Below are 15,652 nucleotides of genomic sequence, written 5' to 3'. Positions count from 1 at the left end.
ATTTGATTCTGGTCACGGTCTTCCAGTAACTTTCTTCTGGTGTGTGACAAGTTATGATTGAGAGCATACATTGTTGACATCAATAATACAGCTAGCGAAACGTCGTAAGACACCGTCATTTTAACGGTATTAATCCGATTCAGTGTGAAAGTGTCGGCTGTCAGAATGGCTGTTATAAGTAGGAAAGTTGTGTCAAATTAGGCGTTATAAATAGAACAATAAATGAAAAGAATCAGAAGCATGGATAAATTTGATCGCCAGATTTTGGATATTCTCAAAACCAATGCACGATGCTCAGTGAGCGATATCGCCCGAGATGTCAGCCTCTCGCGCTCAGCGGTGAACGCCAGAATCAAGAAACTGGAAAGCGACAAAGTGATTACGGGCTACTGCGCTCAAGTGGCAGAACCCAACCAAACGAAGAATGTGTGCGCTTATATCTTGTTGAAGTTCGACATGTCGAGTAGTGACCATAGTTGTGAGTCTTACGCGAAACAAATCCAGAGTATTGATGAGGTGCAATGGTGCCACTCTATTAGCGGTGAGACAGATATGATGTTGTACGTGGAAGTGGAAAGCATGGAGAGCTTGAACCGAGTTCGCGATCAGCTGCAAAGTTACCTGGATCTTCGCCACTTAATGACTCATACGGTTTTGACCGAGTTTTTCAACAAACAGAATGCGACGGTGCATTCATGTTAGGCAATATCAACTTAAACCTACTGCGTTCACTGCATGTACTTCTTGAAGAGTGTCATGTGAGCCGTGCCGCCCAACGTTTGCATATCACACAATCCGCGGTGAGCCGTCAGCTCAGCCAGTTACGTGATTTGTGTGGCGACCCTTTGCTGGTCCGTGACGGCAACAAACTGGTGCCGACCAACCGTGCATTGCTACTCAAAGGTAAACTCGACGACCTGCTTGGCGAGTTTGACCACCTGTTAGATGATAAACCCTTCGAGCCGCAAGACTGGCAGGGTGAATTGGTGTTGTCTTCGAGTGATTATGTCGCTCAGTATATTCTTCCTGTGATTGTGGCAGAGGTGTCTGCTGAAGCGCCGAACATTAATTTGGCTTATCGATTGTGGCAGCCAAACTACCTTGAAGCACTGAACGAGTCTGGGATTCATTTGGCTTCCAGTATGTTTCCCACAAAGCCAGAACATGTCTCAAGTATCAAACTTGGTGAAGATAAGTCGGTGTGTTTGATGCGAAAGTCGCACCCGCTGGCTCAACAAGCGGTTTTGAGTGCAGAAGATATTGTTCACTACTCTCACATCAAAGTGACGGGTGGTGGAGATAAAGACAGTTACGCGGACATAGCATTGAAGAAGCAAGGGCTGAAGCGAAGAGTGGCTTTACAGGTTCCGTTCTTTTCATCTGCTGGTACTGTGTTATTGCAAGACGACTATCTGATGATCGTGCCAGAACATATCGCCTATAACCTAGGTCGACACCTCGATACTACCTACTTTTCGTTGCCATTTGATACGGAAATGCATACCTATTGGTTAATGTGGCATCCTAAATATGACAACGACTCTGCCCACAAATGGGCGCGAGAAAAAGCATTCCAAGCCATGCAAAAGTCGAGTTACAATATCAGTATGACTTGAAATCATAGGTGTGATGATAATCTTTGATTTCAAATAATACCTCCTGCGAATTATGGTAAGTGCCAAGTATTGAGTATTAAGCGTAGAGCGTTCAGCTGGAACGCTTTATTTTATTAGGAATGGAATGATGACAGTAACAATTTGGTTTTCTTTATTAGCGATTTGCTTGTTGGGTGCAATGTCTCCGGGCCCAAGCTTGGCGATGATCGCTAAACACAGTTTGGCTGGTGGCCGTATGAACGGGCTTATCGCAGCTTGGTCACACGCTGCTGGTATCGGTATTTATGCGTTCGCAACCATTGTTGGTTTAGCCCTTGTGCTTGAGCAATCCCCAATGTTATTTAAAGGTATTAGCTTAGCGGGGGCTGCTTATCTGCTTTATCTTGGCGTTAATGCGTTACGTTCGAAAGGTGGTGTTGCCGCGAAATTAGAAGCGGGTGAAAAGATGAGTTACATGCAGTCTGCTCGTGAGGCTTTCTTGATCTCTATCTTGAGCCCAAAGATCGCATTGTTCTTCATCGCTCTGTTTAGCCAATTTGTAGCGCTAGGTAATGAACTGACCAATCAAGTGATTATTGTCTCAACGCCGCTGATTGTCGACGGCCTTTGGTACACCTTTATCACCTTGGTACTGTCTAGCCCGTTGATTGTTGAACGTATTCGCTCGAAAGCTCAGTTGATTGATCGACTATCTGGCGTGGTGCTGATCCTGCTTGCTGTTCGCGTGGTGTGGACGATATAGCAGTAAACGATAAGAATAAGTAACTAGGGTCTGTTAACTTTTAGTGGTTAAATTTTGTTCGAGATAGAATCGTTTTAGGCGCGGCAAGGAGTATGTAGCCTAGTCATTCTAAGTTAATACTTCTTAACAAAGCATAAAACGATTCTAGCCGAACCCTTCGGGCAGCCTTTGTGGTTCATTTCTACTGCGTTATCGGCTTCTCATGTAGGCTAGCTACACTTCAAAGCCTCTGCCTTGTAGAAATTTCCCACAAAGTGCTGCAAAAATCAGCTCTAAAGGTCAACAGACCCTAGACGTTCACCAGAAACGACACTCATTAAAAAAGGCTCACTAGACGTTATCTAGTGAGCCTTTTTGATTTCTCTGGATTAGCTTTTGGAAGACTTGAGCTTATTAGCCTTCAGAGTTCAGTACGGCATCTAGCTTCGCCATCGAGTCTGAGAAGTAGGGGTTGTAGGTCAAACGCGCATGGTTCTTCCCTTCTTCACGATAGCCCCAAGCTGAGTACCAAACCTCACTGGTTGCATTGCATTGTTCTTCAAACCCTTCTGCCTGACCATTGGAGCAAATCTTCTCGCTACCATTGATTCCGTAATAAGGGTTGTTTGGTGAGAACAGTAAGCCCATGTGAGAGCCGTTCGAGATGCGTTGCTCTGGGATCTTCATGCTGTACTGAACAGCGCGAGGATCCTCGAGAGTCGTCTCTCCTTGCCAAACCAACACATTGTTTGGATTCGGCATAGATTCAGTAAAGGCTTGCTGAACGTAGTTGGTGTCAATCACGCTGTCGCCTTCACTCATCATAATAAAAACTGGTTTATCGAAGTGTTTATCTTGTAAGTCACCACGTACGACTTCTGATGTCTCGTAGTAAACCGATGCACCATTCATTGGCAACGAGTTGTAACGCAACACATTGTCTTCAGGATCTTGATCCGCCCAAGTGACAAAGTAGCTTGCTAGTCCCGCGTATTGAACGGCAGACGAGCTCGGTTGAAACGCAGGTGAGAACAGCAGTAACCCAGAGATCTTTGGATCGTTCATCGCCTGTGAAGTCACGAGGTTCGCGCCGGTTGAATAGCCGCCTAGCCAAACAGAATCATACTCTTGCTCAAGTAACTTCGTATGATGAGCCACCACACCTTGCCAATCTTCTAGGCTCGGCTGCATTAAATCACCCACGCGACTGCCGTGACCCGGAAGTAATACGGTTCTCACTAAGTAACCTTGCTCTGCCAAATGGGTAGCGATGTCTTTAAATGAGTAAGGTGAGTCGCCTAATCCATGAACCAATAATACCGCCTTGCCGTTTGGCGAGGTTGGTTGATACTCGGTTGGTGAATTGAGTTGGATCTCGAGTTGCTTGTCTTCCGTCATGAACACGCGGTTTTTCAATAACCAATCTTGTGTGTCATTGACGTAGGCATCAAAGCTGTCTTGCTGATAGCTAGGCAAGTCTGGAGATGTTTCGTAAGCGGGTATCGGTGTCTCGTTGGAACAACCAACGAGGCTTAAAGTCGTTAAGGCCAGCAGTGCTAGGAGGGGCTTTCTTTGCATTATGTAATCTTGTCTCTGTTGTGCTTTCACTATGTCTGAAACTAAAGTTTAGGTTACTTTTTGCGTGAAAGGTCTTCGTATTCACCTTCAATAACACCGGCATCATTGGTTGATGACTGACGAGTGTTCATATGAGCTGCGAAACCTTGTTTCTTCATTTGATTCTGAATGCGCTTGCCAGTAATTAAAGCTGCAATAGCTAAAGGAATAGCAAGGATCAAGCTTGTGAATAACGCCAAAAGGCCAGTAAACAATGCAACAATCGTAACTAATATATTTTTCATATTCATTCCTCTTTTTCTATGTTGTTACTTTATCGCTTCTATTCTGAACGAAACATGAACGCCGTTAATAAATCTCTGAGAGTCACTATGACACGGATGTGTGCTGTTAGGGAGTTTATATGTAGTCATAATCACGCACTAAAAAAATGGAATAAAACTAAGTTTAATAAAATCAATATGTTAAAAGTTGGCACGCTTGATGCTCTATAAGGGTTGGAATAAGTCACTGTAAGCAAAGTACTTACAGTTAATAAAAATTACTGGAGCCCTTATATGTTCTGTATTCAATGTGAACAAACAATTCAAACCCCAACCGTAAAAGGCTGTTCTTTCGCACAAGGTATGTGTGGTAAAACTTCGGAAGTATCCGACCTTCAAGACGTGTTGGTGCATTCTCTTCAAGGTGTTTCTTTTTGGGCCAATTTGGGCCGTGCGTGTGATGTTATTGATACTGAAATCGACGAGTGGGCGCCAAAAGCGTTTTTCGCAACACTAACCAACGTTAACTTCGACCCTGCTCGTATCATCGAATTCGCACAACAGTCCCATGAGTTCAAGCAGCGTTTAGAGCAACAGGTTCGCGCGGCAGCGACATTGATTGGTTTTGAGATCCCAGCGCTTTCTGCTGCTGCTCAATTCGACCTTCCAACGGACTCTTCAGAGCTATTGGCGCTTGCCCCTCAAGCGGCGGTAAACCGTGGTCACGACTCTCAACACGAAGATGTGATTGGTCTTCGCCTTCTTTGCCTATACGGTCTAAAAGGTGCAGCAGCTTACATGGAGCACGCACGTGTTCTTGGTCAAACTGATAATGCTATTTTCGCTGAATACCATGAAATCATGGCGTTCCTAGGTACAGATCCATCAGACCTAAAACAACTGTTAGATACGTCTATGCAGATCGGCTTAATGAACTACAAGGTCATGGAAATGTTGGATAAAGGCGAGACAGATACCTTCGGTCACCCTCAACCAACAACCGTGAATGTGAAGACGAAGCGAGGTCACTGTATCCTTGTTTCTGGTCACGACCTGCATGATCTAGAAAAGATCCTTCAACAAACGGAAGGCAAGGGCATTAACGTTTACACCAACGGTGAGATGCTACCTGCACACGGCTACCCTGAACTAAACAAGTACCCACACCTTGCGGGTAACTACGGCAGCGCTTGGCAGAACCAGCAAAAAGAATTTGCGAACTTCCCAGGAGCGATCGTAATGACATCTAACTGTCTGCTTAACCCAGGTGTGGGCTCGTACGCTGACCGCCTATTTACGCGTAGCATCGTAGGCTGGCCGGGTGTTGCTCACCTTGAAGGTGACGATTTCAGTGCAGTGATCGATTGTGCTCTTGCGCAAGAAGGCTTTAAGCATGACGAGATCGAGCAAATGATCACTGTCGGTTTTGGTCGTAACGCCTTGATGGAAGCAGCGCCTGCGGTTGTTGAACAAGTGAAAGAAGGCAACATCAAACACTTCTTCCTAGTGGGTGGTTGTGACGGCGACAAATCTGAACGTAGCTACTACACAGATTTCACAGCTCAAGCGCCAGAAGATTCAGTAATCCTGACATTGGCATGTGGTAAATTCCGTTTCAACAAAAACCAATTCGGCGACATTAACGGTATTCCACGTCTGCTCGATGTTGGCCAATGTAACGATGCATACTCAGCGATTCAGCTTGCTCTTGCGCTGTCTCAAGAGTTTGATTGTGGCATCAACGAACTACCACTAACACTTGTTCTTTCTTGGTTCGAGCAAAAAGCGATCGTTATCCTGCTTACTCTGTTCGCACTGGGTGTGAAAGGTATCTACACAGGCCCAACAGCGCCTGCATTCCTAACTGAAAACCTACTAAAGATTATTCAAGACGAGTTCGATATGCGTTCTATCTCAACGCCAGAGCAAGATCTTAAAACAATCTTAGCGGCTTAATCTAAGCCCACTCCCAAGCCCCGTTGTTGCTGTTCTCTAGGAACGTGCAGCGGCGGGGCTTTTTAGATTTAATTCTTTAGTATCAGTGAGGTGTGTGAACTATGTATGCATGGTCGGATAGCGATTCAATCAATTTAGTGTGTTTAAAGAAATGGCACGAGACGCCAGATACGGTCAGCTTTGAGCTTGGCAGTATTCCACAAGATTTACATTTCAATTTTAAGCCCGGTCAGTTCATCACCTTGGGTTTAGATATGCCGACGAAAACGGATTACCGTGCTTATTCCGTGGCTTCTTGCCCCGAAGATAACCGCCTGAAGTTGACGGTCAAGCGTGTGGAAGGTGGCTTGGTTTCGAACTTTATTGTTGATGAGCTTGATGAAGGTGACGAGGTTTCTGTGTTGAAGCCGGCAGGCTCGTTTAACTGTATTGATTGCATGCCAACGGCAACAAAGAAAGTAACGCTAGTGAGTGCGGGCTGTGGCATTACACCCGTAATGGCGATGGTAAAATATTGGCTGTCTCAAGACAGTGACAGTGACAGTGACATTGAGATTGATTTCGTCCACATGGCACGCAACAAGCTTGAGACTATCTACTTTCAAGAACTTCATCAGCTCGATGAATCACATGCGAATTTCAACTTAAAACTGCTGTTAAAAGACAACGAAGGAACAACCGCCCCTCAAGGTCGTTTAGATAAAAACTGGTTGGTGAAACTGAGCCCAGATATCTTAGATAGAACGGTTTACCTGTGTGGGCCTGTCGGCTTCATGCAAGATATTGAGAGTTATCTGAAAGAGCTTGAGTTCAACATGGATAACTTCTATCAAGAAAGCTTTACTCCTGCTACTCAGGATGCTCAATCAGAAGCGTCAAACGCCGAAATTGCTGACGATACGAATAGTGCTGTTAAGGTATTTGTGCCTGCGTTCGGCGCTGAAGTTGAAGCGGAAACTGGCACACCATTGGCGGATTCATTAGAAAAAGCAGGCGTTCCAATTATTATCGCTTGTCGTAGTGGGATTTGTGGTTCGTGTAAATGCAAAGTGACCAAAGGATCTGTGGAATCAAGCTGCCAAGAAACATTGACGCCAGAGCAGATTGAACAGGGCTACGTGCTTGCATGTTCAAGCTCGATTCAGTCAGATGTTGAGGTTGAGTTATAACAGACGTAAAGCTGTGCAAGAGTGATGAAGACAAGATCTTATTATAGCGATAAAAGTTAGGGCGCTAGATGTAAAAAGGCCACCTAGATCAGTTAGAGAGAGCAGATCTAAGTGGCAACCCTCTTGTTTATACGGGGGAGTAAAACAAAAGGGGTTGCGAAGTCCATACAGACTTCGCAGATATAGTTATTATGTTGTGGAGCTTGTTGCGATGGACGTATCTACAAGAGCGAAGTTAATTAAACTTCTGGGTATGTCTTGTAGCGTACACCCATCATCTGTTCCATACAGTGAACAACTTGGCAGCTGTAGCCAAACTCGTTATCGTACCAAATGTACAGCACGGCACGGTTGTCTTGTGCGATAGTCGCCACACCGTCAACCACACCTGGGTGACGAGAGCCAACCAAGTCGGTAGATACAATCTCAGTCGAGTCTGTGTAATCAATTTGTGCAGACAAAGCAGAAGACAGCGCCATTTCACGCAGGTACTCGTTCAACTCTTCTTTGTTTGTGCCTTTCTCAAGGTTTAGGTTCGCAACTGCCATTGAAACGTTTGGCGTAGGAACGCGAATCGCATTACCTGTTAGCTTACCTTCCATTTCCGGCATCGCTTTTGATACTGCTTTAGCAGCGCCAGTCGATGTCAGTACCATGTTCAATGATGCAGCACGACCACGACGATCACCCGAGTGGAAGTTATCGATTAGGTTTTGATCATTGGTAAATGAGTGCACCGTTTCGATGTGACCAGACAGCACGCCAAACTTGTCGTGAACCGCTTTCAATACTGGCGTGATTGCGTTAGTAGTACAGCTTGCTGCAGAGATGATGGTGTCTTCTGGCTGAATAACATTTTCATTCACACCAAATACCACGTTCTTGATGTCGCCTTTACCAGGTGCAGTCAGTAGCACTTTCTTCGCACCGTTACACGCAACGTGTTGGCTCAGGCCTTCCACGTCACGCCATACGCCTGTGTTATCAACCACAAGTGCATTTTCAACACCGTAAGCCGTGTAATCCACTTCTTCTGGTTTGTTTGCGTAGATAACTTGGATGAAGTTACCGTTAACGATGATCGCTTTGCGTTCTTGGTCTACAACAATGCTGCCGTTGAATTGGCCGTGTACAGAGTCACGACGAAGCAGGCTTGCACGTTTTTCTAGGTCGCCATCTTTGCCGCCGCGTACAACGATTGCACGTAAACGCAGTGGGTACCCCGGGCCACTTTTCTCGATCAACAGACGAGTGAGCAGTCGGCCAATACGACCAAAACCGTACAATACAACGTCACGAGGTTCTGTCATTGCATCGCCTTCAAGCGATTCGATAAGTGCAGTTTGTAGGAAATCATCCAACCCATGTGTGTGTTCGCGATCTTGCCAGAATGAATGCGCAAGGCGACCAACATCAATACGACATGGAGATAAGTCCATAGAGAGAAGGTGTTGAATAATAGGTTGAGTCTGTTCTGCTGTAAGAGGAGAACCAGTGTAACGTTTTGCGATGCGGTGAGCTTTGATGATGTCGATAGTTGTCGCGTTAACTAAGGTCTTACCAAAGAGGATAACTTCTACGCCTTTTTGACGGTATAACTGACCTAAAGTTGGAGCGATGGATTCAGCAATGGTTTGACTAGTTTGCCAATCTAGGAGGTGCTTTTCGGGACTCATCTTTACTCGGGACCTTTCACGTTAAGTTTCTGCATTCATGGCGGTTGTAGGGAAGCCAATCAGCATAGGGGATTTGAGGCATCAGTCTGTGGTCTTTATTGCCACTTAAATGTGCTGATATACCTTGTGTGTAACTTGTAATTTTTATGTGGCAGGATTGTAAGGTACGACGGGTTATTCTGCTAGGAAAAATAAATGCAGACAAAATGTCTGTAAATTGGCTTTATATTAGCCATAAATCAAGATTTGAACGTCGATAAAGACTATTGACTTTAATAATCTGTAGCACTTATTTTTCGTCAAAAAATACTCAATTCAAAGGATAATATGTAATACAGGTCATATTGAACATTAAAGGTGTGATCGCTAACTCAAGTTACACGTAAACAGTAAACGATAAATAAGGGAATTAACGAGTATTGATGTTTGACCTTTGAATAAGCCTAGCTTGAGTGTGAAAAGTGCATCACGCAAACGATTGGATGTCACAATTTTAACCTAACTATCCACTTTGTTAGCACGCAGAGTCATTATTCACAGTCTAGTTGAGCCGCAGAATGTGGATGTGTACTTGTTATGCCGGTGATAATAACTGGAGAAAACGTCTTTTGTTTACATTTTGCTCACTAAAACCTCGCTTGCTTACATCTCATTTGTAGAAACCTCCTCGAGTAGACCTCTCTCACGTAACGTTCACTTGTCTAAAATCGGCTTGTCTCAATCTCACTTAGTAAAGCAGACTCCTCCGCTTTAAAGCCCTGTTTTGGATGCCTGTTGATTCTAATTTTTCGTTCTGGGCTCAGAGTATCATTTGTTCATATCCAATTTGATCAATAACCCCCTGTTAATGTCCTATTCTTAATTTGGGCTAGGTAAATTACTTTCGGGAAGGGAGTCGTTATAAAAATGATAAATATGTCAATTAGATGGCGTCTTATTTTTCTTTCCACGGTTTCGGTACTCATTATGTTCGGGTTTACAGTGAATGAAGTGCTTAAGAACGATGAGAAGATGAATCACCTTGAAACAACGCGTATTAAGGTTGAAGCGCTTCAATCTTTTAATACCGTTTCCAGCGATGCTTATCGATGGTTGGTTCTGTCTAATGACTCTCCAGAGAAAGAGCTGCTGCTTTTAAAGCTGCAAGCTGATTTAGCTAGACTCGCTCAGTACGAGAAACAGCTTCGACAGTTCGACAGCAATTGGACTGTTGAACCACAGTTGGTTGAGCTTAAGAGTGTGTTAGCGAAACTCGCTCGCGTAACCTCCAGTATGAACAACGACGCAACACAGATTACGGACAACAACACGCAACTGGCAGAGCATGCTTTCGACTTGCTAAAAGGCGTGTTAATGGAGCTATCTGAATATCGCATTAACATCGTGGACGAAAAGATCAGTCAAGCTGACGCGATGTTTATCAATCTTACGCATTATGTGTTTTGGACTCAGAGAGAAGCGTGGTTAAGCTTCAGTTTGTATCGCTCGCCCGAGCTAAGAAATCAATATTTATTGAGCTATGTAGGTGCGCTAGAGAGGCAGCAACAGTTGCTTGATACATTTTTCCGCTCTGATACTCGTTCACCTGAAATTAGGCAACTGCTAAACGCGGTCGCCAAAGATGATTTTCAAGACAAATTTATATCTCGAATCCTCAAAGGGGACTTTTCATCACCCGAAATATATCAACACTTGAAAAGCTTAGAGGTTAAAAAACGGGCTATTTCAGACGCGATTGGCGCTTACACCAATCAAATACAGTTTGAACTGACCAAGAATATCGCGTTGCAGAAAAGGCAAACCTTGGTCATGACGTTGCTTATACTCATCGCTTCTGGTGTTTTGATGTGGCTTGGGGTTGCGACATCTCTGCGCTTAAACAGAAACCTGTCGATTATCTTGAAAGGTGTGTCGGAATGCGCTGATAGCTACGGCCAGCCAAAGGTGATTCGTATCCAAGGGAACGATGAGCTTGCCGAGTTCACTGAAACCCTAAATCGAGTGATGGAACGCAACTATCTGCACAACAAAGAGTTGATAACAGCAAAAGAAGACGCGATTTCGGCTAACAAAGCCAAAAGCGCATTCTTAGCAAATATGTCACATGAAATACGCACGCCACTTAACGGGATCATTGGCATGGCTGAGATCTTATCTCAAAGCCAACTGAGCCCAAATCAACAAGAAGTACTGGGGGATATCGAATCGTCCTCTCACTCTTTACTGGTGCTGCTGAATGACATACTCGACCTGTCTAAAATCGAGTCGGGTAACTTGATGTTGTCACCACACAATGCTGATTTGCGAGAAGCGGTTTATGACTCTGTGAGTGTGATTCAGTCGAAAGCGATAAGTAAGGATATTGAGCTCGACATCAATATCGATTATCAAACGCCGTCACAACTGTTTTTCGATGAGTACCGCGTGAGACAGGTGCTGACCAATCTGCTTTCTAATGCCATCAAATTTACGTCTAAGGGCACAATTACAACTGACATTGCTTATACACCTATGTCTATGGGCAGGGGCAAGCTTGAATGCAGCGTGTCTGATACCGGGATTGGGATTGAGCCCGAGAAGTTAGAGTCCATATTTGAACCTTTCACTCAAGAAGATGGCAGCATTACCCGTCAATTTGGCGGTACGGGGTTAGGGCTTGCGATTTGTCGACAGCTTGTTGATTTGATGGGTGGTTACATTACCGCGCGTTCAGTGAAAGGAGAGGGCTCTACATTCACTTTTTGTTTGTATGTCGATGTTGTAGAAGCGCCTGTTCAAACTTTCGATAACCTGAGCCGAGCGACCATCATCTCGAACTCTTTCAATTACCTCGATCAGCTCGTTAAAGAGTGTGAGCGTTTGAATGTTCGAGCCAATGTGGTGTCATCCATTGCTGCCCTTAGTGAAAGTGTAAAAGAAAGTGACTTCATACTTTATTGTCATACCTTGCACCACTCTATGGAAAAAGATCTTGAGACGTTGAAGGTGATATATCCTCTTGCTCGCGTCATCGTTTGTCAGCATCACCTATTTAAAACCAACCTAATCAGAGAAACGGTCCACTCGACTCATACCTTGCCATTCTTGGGCCGACGTTTCTTAACCAGCTTACAATCTCTCGATGTGGGCGAAGAGCAAACGCCTCAAGTGGAAGCAAAAGATGAAGAAGTTCGCTCTCTGAATCGACGCATTTTGATCGTTGAAGACAATCTGATGAATCAAAAAATAGCGAGCTTCTTCCTTGAGCAAGCGGGTTATGAATATTTGATTGCCAGTAATGGCCAAGAAGCGGTGGATGTCATCACCCAGGGTGCTCAGTTTGATGCAGTCTTAATGGACTGCATGATGCCTGTTATGGATGGCATAACGGCGACTCGTGCGATACGTCAGTGGGAAGCCGATCAACAAGTCACACCATTACCCATCATAGCTTTAACCGCCAGTGTTCTAGAAGAAGACATCAAAGATTGTTTTGAAGCCGGTATGAACGCCTACTTACCTAAACCCTATAAATCTCACCAGCTGTACGATCTTTTCAGTAGCCTTGATATTGTCTAGGGCTCCCGTATCAAGGCTAGCGCGGCGCTACTTAACGAACTTCCAATCCAAGGTTGTATTGTGCAAGGCAACGACCGACATAGCTGATGTTCAGCAAGGCTGCGACTAAGATGGTGCTGATGTGGGCGACGATTTGAATTGGCAGTGAGAAGTGATCGGCCATTGGATAAGCAACAATAATACTGAGAAGCATAAGCAAGGTTGTGATAGCTAGACTGAAGTTTGAAACAGAAAGCAGAGTTTGAAAGCGTTGAGTCATCGTCTTCATATTGAATTCCTAATTGCTATTAATAATTATGATACTTGTTATTAATATCAATTAGCGTTCCAGTTTTAATTTACATTTAAAATCATAATCTTATGTAATTTCGCTTGTTTTTAGAGTCTAAGTGACACGTGCGAATTTCAGGTCTTTATGACTTGATCGTGTTTCTTTACCATTGTCTAAACCCACAAGTATCGATGTGGAATCGAACACCTGAATATAAACCAAGCCCAACATTATTTTTTTGCCCGAATTCCGAATGAATCTTTTTAAGTTTCACGTGTAGATCTTCGCGAGTAATGTCATTTGCAGGCACTAGGTCTAAGGCACAAAACTCTAAGTGCTTACTTCGCAGTGCACCACCAGCTTGTTGATTGTAGATATCGGTTCGCTCTCCAGATACTGGTATAACAACACCGATTTCAGGCTCAATATATTGTTGTATGTACTTCAGGGTATTGATCATGTTTGGCACATGTTTCTTATTTGGGAGGGTAAACAAGGTTGTATTACTCATTGCCCAATCCGTCCCTTGCAATAGAACGAGATGCAGAGGCATGCTCTGAGTAACGCCATTGTCCTTGAGTTGTTGTCCGATTGCTCTCACTTGGTCTTGAGCGTGATTGAGGAGCATCCAACCTCGAAATGCTGATCGGGTCGGAACCTTGTAGCCATGAACATCGACCACGAGATCGTCATAAGTGATTTCGGTTTCTTCGGTATAAAGTTTCTCAAATTTTTCAGGGTAAGGTTGTGTCGTTGATAACGCCAAGGTTATCAGAATACTTCCGTACATAAAGTCTCTCCATCGCTAGTGTACACTCGTTATTTAGTTTGATACTGCTGTTGAGTTTCATTCATTTTGCTTAGGTACGCTTAAGCCTAGACGGTTAGGTTTAGATGCTTAAGTATAGACGCTGGAGTTTAGGTAAAAAAAACCCACTACTAAGAGTGGGTTACTAACATTGTTACAAGTAAATTAGCGAGGTTAGATTACTTCTTACCTTGGATTTGCTTGTCTTCTTCTGTCAGTTCACGAATGCGACGGCTGATGTCACGGCGAGCTTTAGAAATCTCAGCGCTCTTGATGATGTGGTCATCAACACGGTCTTCGTAGTCAGCTTTCATATTTTTGATAATGCCTAGGATCTCGTCGTGAGTCATCTCTGGCTTGATGTAATCAAGTAGGTTATCAAGAAGGTCGACACGCTTACGGTTGTCACGAACTTTCTTTTCGTTGTCTAAAAGTTCACGCTTAAGTTTGTTCTTACGTCGTGCTTGGTTAACAATTTCAAATACGCTGCTCATAGATTCCTTTTCCTATTCGTCAAATACGTTGTCTGCTTCTGATTAAAGCACATCAATTGATGATGTAACAGTCTTTAGATCAAAGCAAAAGTAAGGTTGTTTAATTATTCGTCACTCTCGCTGATGTGTGATTGTTTTTATCTTACCGTTCAAGTTAGTATCCCATGTAGATACTGCATTGATACGAAATGTGAAATGAATCAACAACAATTGGAAAACGAAGAATTGGACGACAATGTCACTGAATCTTCAGCAGAACAAAACAAGCTTCGTGATGCGTATGTACAAGAGCGTACTTATTTGGAAGTCGTGGAAATAGAGCTAAACCGTTCTAAGATCATAATGATTGATGAACAGGGCAGAAAGAAACGAGTACCAATTTTGTCTGAACACTAGTTACTGCATTGTTAGGTGTTGAGATGGAATTATCAAAATAATAAAAAGGAAAAACGATGAACACAGTACTTTCCCCAATTGAAGCGAGAATTATCGGTTGTTTGATCGAGAAAGAAGTCACTACTCCCGATCATTACCCACTGACACTGAACAGTTTAACCACGGCATGCAATCAAAAGAGTAACCGTGAACCTGTTCTCTCTCTTTCTGAGTCAGATGTTTTAGATGCAGTTGATGGTTTAATCGGACGTCGCATGGTGAGTGATGAGAGCAGCTTCAATAGCCGTGTTAATAAGTATCAGCATCGTTTCTGCAACACTGAGTTCGGCGATCTGCAATTTACAGAGCAAGAGCGTGCAATCATCTGCTGTATGTTACTGCGCGGTGCGCAAACACCCGGTGAACTTCGTACTCGAACGGGTCGCCTTGCAAACTTTAGTGATGTGAAAGAAGTAGAAGCAACATTAGACAAACTCGCTGCAAGAGAAGCAGGTGCCTTGGTTGTGAAGCTGCCACGCGAAGCGGGTAAACGTGAATCACGCTACCAGCATTTGTTGAGCGGTGAAGTGGACGTTGAAGCGTTTGCGATGGCATCAGTAAGCGCGGCTGCCCCCTCTGCAACGAGTGAAAAGTTTGAAGAGCTTGAGTCTGAAGTTGCAAGCCTACGAGCAGAAGTGGCAGAGCTTAAGGCTCTGGTTGAATCACTGCTTTAAATGTCAGATGCTGATAAAAATGCGGATTGGGTCGTGTACTTGATCCGCAATCGTCACAATGCCCTTTATTGTGGCGTGACGAACAATCTAGAACGTCGATTTGAACAACATCAAACCGGTAAAGGCGCCAAAGCTTTAAAAGGTAAAGGCCCACTTAAGCTGGTTTGGAGCTTTGGTGTTGGCTCAAAAAGTGAGGCGTTGAAAACCGAATACGCGATCAAGCAGTTGCCCAAATCCCGCAAAGAAAAACTGGTATCACTCAAACTGATTATTGAGTGGCAAAAAGACAAAATTCAATATATCGAAGTCTCATAATTCATAGCTAAAATGTTTGTTATTGATTAAATCTTAATAGTGTAAGGAGCTATATCGGATCTAGCTAAGCTTATGAATTTAAATGGTAATTACTCTTACCGTGAATGGGCTGAAATCA

Annotated in this window: 15 protein-coding genes; 9 read left to right on the top strand and 6 right to left on the bottom strand. The window is 43.9% G+C overall.

Annotated features, from left to right (window positions below):
- Positions 1 to 240: 240 nt before the first annotated feature.
- From AB6E78_RS02155 to AB6E78_RS02145, 3 genes are all read left to right on the top strand, one after another.
- The gene (locus AB6E78_RS02155) at positions 241 to 702 is read left to right on the top strand and encodes an Lrp/AsnC family transcriptional regulator (RefSeq protein WP_372132515.1); all 462 of its coding nucleotides are present in this window, start codon (positions 241 to 243) and stop codon (positions 700 to 702) included.
- The gene (locus AB6E78_RS02150) at positions 696 to 1,616 is read left to right on the top strand and encodes a LysR family transcriptional regulator (protein ID WP_017061780.1); all 921 of its coding nucleotides are present in this window, start codon (positions 696 to 698) and stop codon (positions 1,614 to 1,616) included. The genes AB6E78_RS02155 and AB6E78_RS02150 overlap by 7 nt, the downstream gene beginning before the upstream one ends.
- Before the next feature lie 127 nt (positions 1,617 to 1,743).
- Entirely contained in the window at positions 1,744 to 2,358 is a 615-nt protein-coding gene (locus AB6E78_RS02145; RefSeq protein WP_372132566.1) for a LysE family translocator, read from the top strand.
- Positions 2,359 to 2,751: 393 nt separating this feature from the next.
- On the opposite strand, the gene AB6E78_RS02140 is transcribed toward AB6E78_RS02145, so the two are convergent.
- A complete protein-coding gene (locus tag AB6E78_RS02140; protein ID WP_017061778.1) occupies positions 2,752 to 3,915 on the bottom strand; it encodes a carboxylesterase in 1,164 nt (387 codons plus the stop codon).
- A gap of 53 nt (positions 3,916 to 3,968) precedes the next feature.
- Complete coding sequence (locus tag AB6E78_RS02135) at positions 3,969 to 4,199, bottom strand: hypothetical protein (protein ID WP_372132512.1); 231 nt, start codon at positions 4,197 to 4,199, stop codon at positions 3,969 to 3,971.
- A 273-nt stretch (positions 4,200 to 4,472) separates the two neighbouring features.
- Between AB6E78_RS02135 and hcp the strand changes: the two genes are divergently transcribed.
- Positions 4,473 to 6,134: a hydroxylamine reductase gene (gene hcp, locus AB6E78_RS02130; protein WP_372132509.1), complete on the top strand. Its 1,662-nt coding sequence runs from the start codon at positions 4,473 to 4,475 to the stop codon at positions 6,132 to 6,134.
- Positions 6,135 to 6,235: 101 nt separating this feature from the next.
- On the top strand, positions 6,236 to 7,303 hold the full coding sequence (locus AB6E78_RS02125) for a 2Fe-2S iron-sulfur cluster-binding protein (protein ID WP_372132506.1): 1,068 nt from the start codon (positions 6,236 to 6,238) through the stop codon (positions 7,301 to 7,303).
- Between the two features lie 239 nt (positions 7,304 to 7,542).
- On the opposite strand, the gene AB6E78_RS02120 is transcribed toward AB6E78_RS02125, so the two are convergent.
- Complete coding sequence (locus AB6E78_RS02120; RefSeq protein ID WP_372132503.1) at positions 7,543 to 8,979, bottom strand: glyceraldehyde-3-phosphate dehydrogenase; 1,437 nt, start codon at positions 8,977 to 8,979, stop codon at positions 7,543 to 7,545.
- A gap of 966 nt (positions 8,980 to 9,945) precedes the next feature.
- Here AB6E78_RS02120 and AB6E78_RS02115 point away from each other — a divergent pair.
- Positions 9,946 to 12,537 (top strand): ATP-binding protein, encoded by a 2,592-nt coding sequence (locus AB6E78_RS02115; protein WP_372132500.1) that lies wholly within the window; start codon positions 9,946 to 9,948, stop codon positions 12,535 to 12,537.
- Between the two features lie 31 nt (positions 12,538 to 12,568).
- On the opposite strand, the gene AB6E78_RS02110 is transcribed toward AB6E78_RS02115, so the two are convergent.
- From AB6E78_RS02110 to AB6E78_RS02100, 3 genes are all read right to left on the bottom strand, one after another.
- Entirely contained in the window at positions 12,569 to 12,805 is a 237-nt protein-coding gene (locus AB6E78_RS02110) for a hypothetical protein (protein WP_017061772.1), read from the bottom strand.
- Between the two features lie 166 nt (positions 12,806 to 12,971).
- Positions 12,972 to 13,598, bottom strand: a complete 627-nt coding sequence (locus tag AB6E78_RS02105) for a D-Ala-D-Ala carboxypeptidase family metallohydrolase (RefSeq protein ID WP_017066096.1) — start codon at positions 13,596 to 13,598, stop codon at positions 12,972 to 12,974.
- Positions 13,599 to 13,795: 197 nt separating this feature from the next.
- The gene (locus AB6E78_RS02100; protein WP_004742367.1) at positions 13,796 to 14,110 is read right to left on the bottom strand and encodes a DUF496 family protein; all 315 of its coding nucleotides are present in this window, start codon (positions 14,108 to 14,110) and stop codon (positions 13,796 to 13,798) included.
- Between the two features lie 195 nt (positions 14,111 to 14,305).
- On the opposite strand from AB6E78_RS02100, the gene AB6E78_RS02095 reads away from it, so the two are divergent.
- The 3 genes from AB6E78_RS02095 to AB6E78_RS02085 are packed head-to-tail and all read left to right on the top strand — an operon-like array spanning position 14,306 to position 15,534.
- The gene (locus AB6E78_RS02095) at positions 14,306 to 14,506 is read left to right on the top strand and encodes a hypothetical protein (protein ID WP_017068647.1); all 201 of its coding nucleotides are present in this window, start codon (positions 14,306 to 14,308) and stop codon (positions 14,504 to 14,506) included.
- A gap of 56 nt (positions 14,507 to 14,562) precedes the next feature.
- On the top strand, positions 14,563 to 15,219 hold the full coding sequence (locus AB6E78_RS02090) for a YceH family protein (protein WP_017061769.1): 657 nt from the start codon (positions 14,563 to 14,565) through the stop codon (positions 15,217 to 15,219).
- The gene (locus tag AB6E78_RS02085; RefSeq protein ID WP_017061768.1) at positions 15,220 to 15,534 is read left to right on the top strand and encodes a GIY-YIG nuclease family protein; all 315 of its coding nucleotides are present in this window, start codon (positions 15,220 to 15,222) and stop codon (positions 15,532 to 15,534) included.
- Positions 15,535 to 15,652 lie beyond the last annotated feature (118 nt).

The organism is Vibrio sp. 10N.247.310.98 (assembly GCF_041467395.1).
Taxonomy (GTDB): domain Bacteria; phylum Pseudomonadota; class Gammaproteobacteria; order Enterobacterales; family Vibrionaceae; genus Vibrio; species Vibrio crassostreae_C.
The sequence above is the reverse complement of the archived record's forward strand: the minus strand, read 5'-3'. Positions and strand labels throughout refer to the sequence as shown.

Excerpts from the sequence above, each read along its gene's own strand:
- AB6E78_RS02150 (WP_017061780.1), top strand. The coding sequence starts at position 696 with ATGTTAGGCAATATCAACTTAAACCTACTGCGTTCACTGCATGTACTT.
- AB6E78_RS02115 (WP_372132500.1), top strand. The coding sequence starts at position 9,946 with ATGTTCGGGTTTACAGTGAATGAAGTGCTTAAGAACGATGAGAAGATG.
- AB6E78_RS02090 (WP_017061769.1), top strand. The coding sequence starts at position 14,563 with ATGAACACAGTACTTTCCCCAATTGAAGCGAGAATTATCGGTTGTTTG.
- AB6E78_RS02095 (WP_017068647.1), top strand. The coding sequence starts at position 14,306 with ATGAATCAACAACAATTGGAAAACGAAGAATTGGACGACAATGTCACT.
- AB6E78_RS02085 (WP_017061768.1), top strand. The coding sequence starts at position 15,220 with ATGTCAGATGCTGATAAAAATGCGGATTGGGTCGTGTACTTGATCCGC.
- AB6E78_RS02140 (WP_017061778.1), bottom strand. The coding sequence starts at position 3,915 with ATGCAAAGAAAGCCCCTCCTAGCACTGCTGGCCTTAACGACTTTAAGC.
- AB6E78_RS02100 (WP_004742367.1), bottom strand. The coding sequence starts at position 14,110 with ATGAGCAGCGTATTTGAAATTGTTAACCAAGCACGACGTAAGAACAAA.
- AB6E78_RS02120 (WP_372132503.1), bottom strand. The coding sequence starts at position 8,979 with ATGAGTCCCGAAAAGCACCTCCTAGATTGGCAAACTAGTCAAACCATT.
- AB6E78_RS02155 (WP_372132515.1), top strand. The coding sequence starts at position 241 with ATGGATAAATTTGATCGCCAGATTTTGGATATTCTCAAAACCAATGCA.
- hcp (WP_372132509.1), top strand. The coding sequence starts at position 4,473 with ATGTTCTGTATTCAATGTGAACAAACAATTCAAACCCCAACCGTAAAA.
- AB6E78_RS02110 (WP_017061772.1), bottom strand. The coding sequence starts at position 12,805 with ATGAAGACGATGACTCAACGCTTTCAAACTCTGCTTTCTGTTTCAAAC.
- AB6E78_RS02105 (WP_017066096.1), bottom strand. The coding sequence starts at position 13,598 with ATGTACGGAAGTATTCTGATAACCTTGGCGTTATCAACGACACAACCT.
- AB6E78_RS02125 (WP_372132506.1), top strand. The coding sequence starts at position 6,236 with ATGTATGCATGGTCGGATAGCGATTCAATCAATTTAGTGTGTTTAAAG.
- AB6E78_RS02135 (WP_372132512.1), bottom strand. The coding sequence starts at position 4,199 with ATGAAAAATATATTAGTTACGATTGTTGCATTGTTTACTGGCCTTTTG.
- AB6E78_RS02145 (WP_372132566.1), top strand. The coding sequence starts at position 1,744 with ATGACAGTAACAATTTGGTTTTCTTTATTAGCGATTTGCTTGTTGGGT.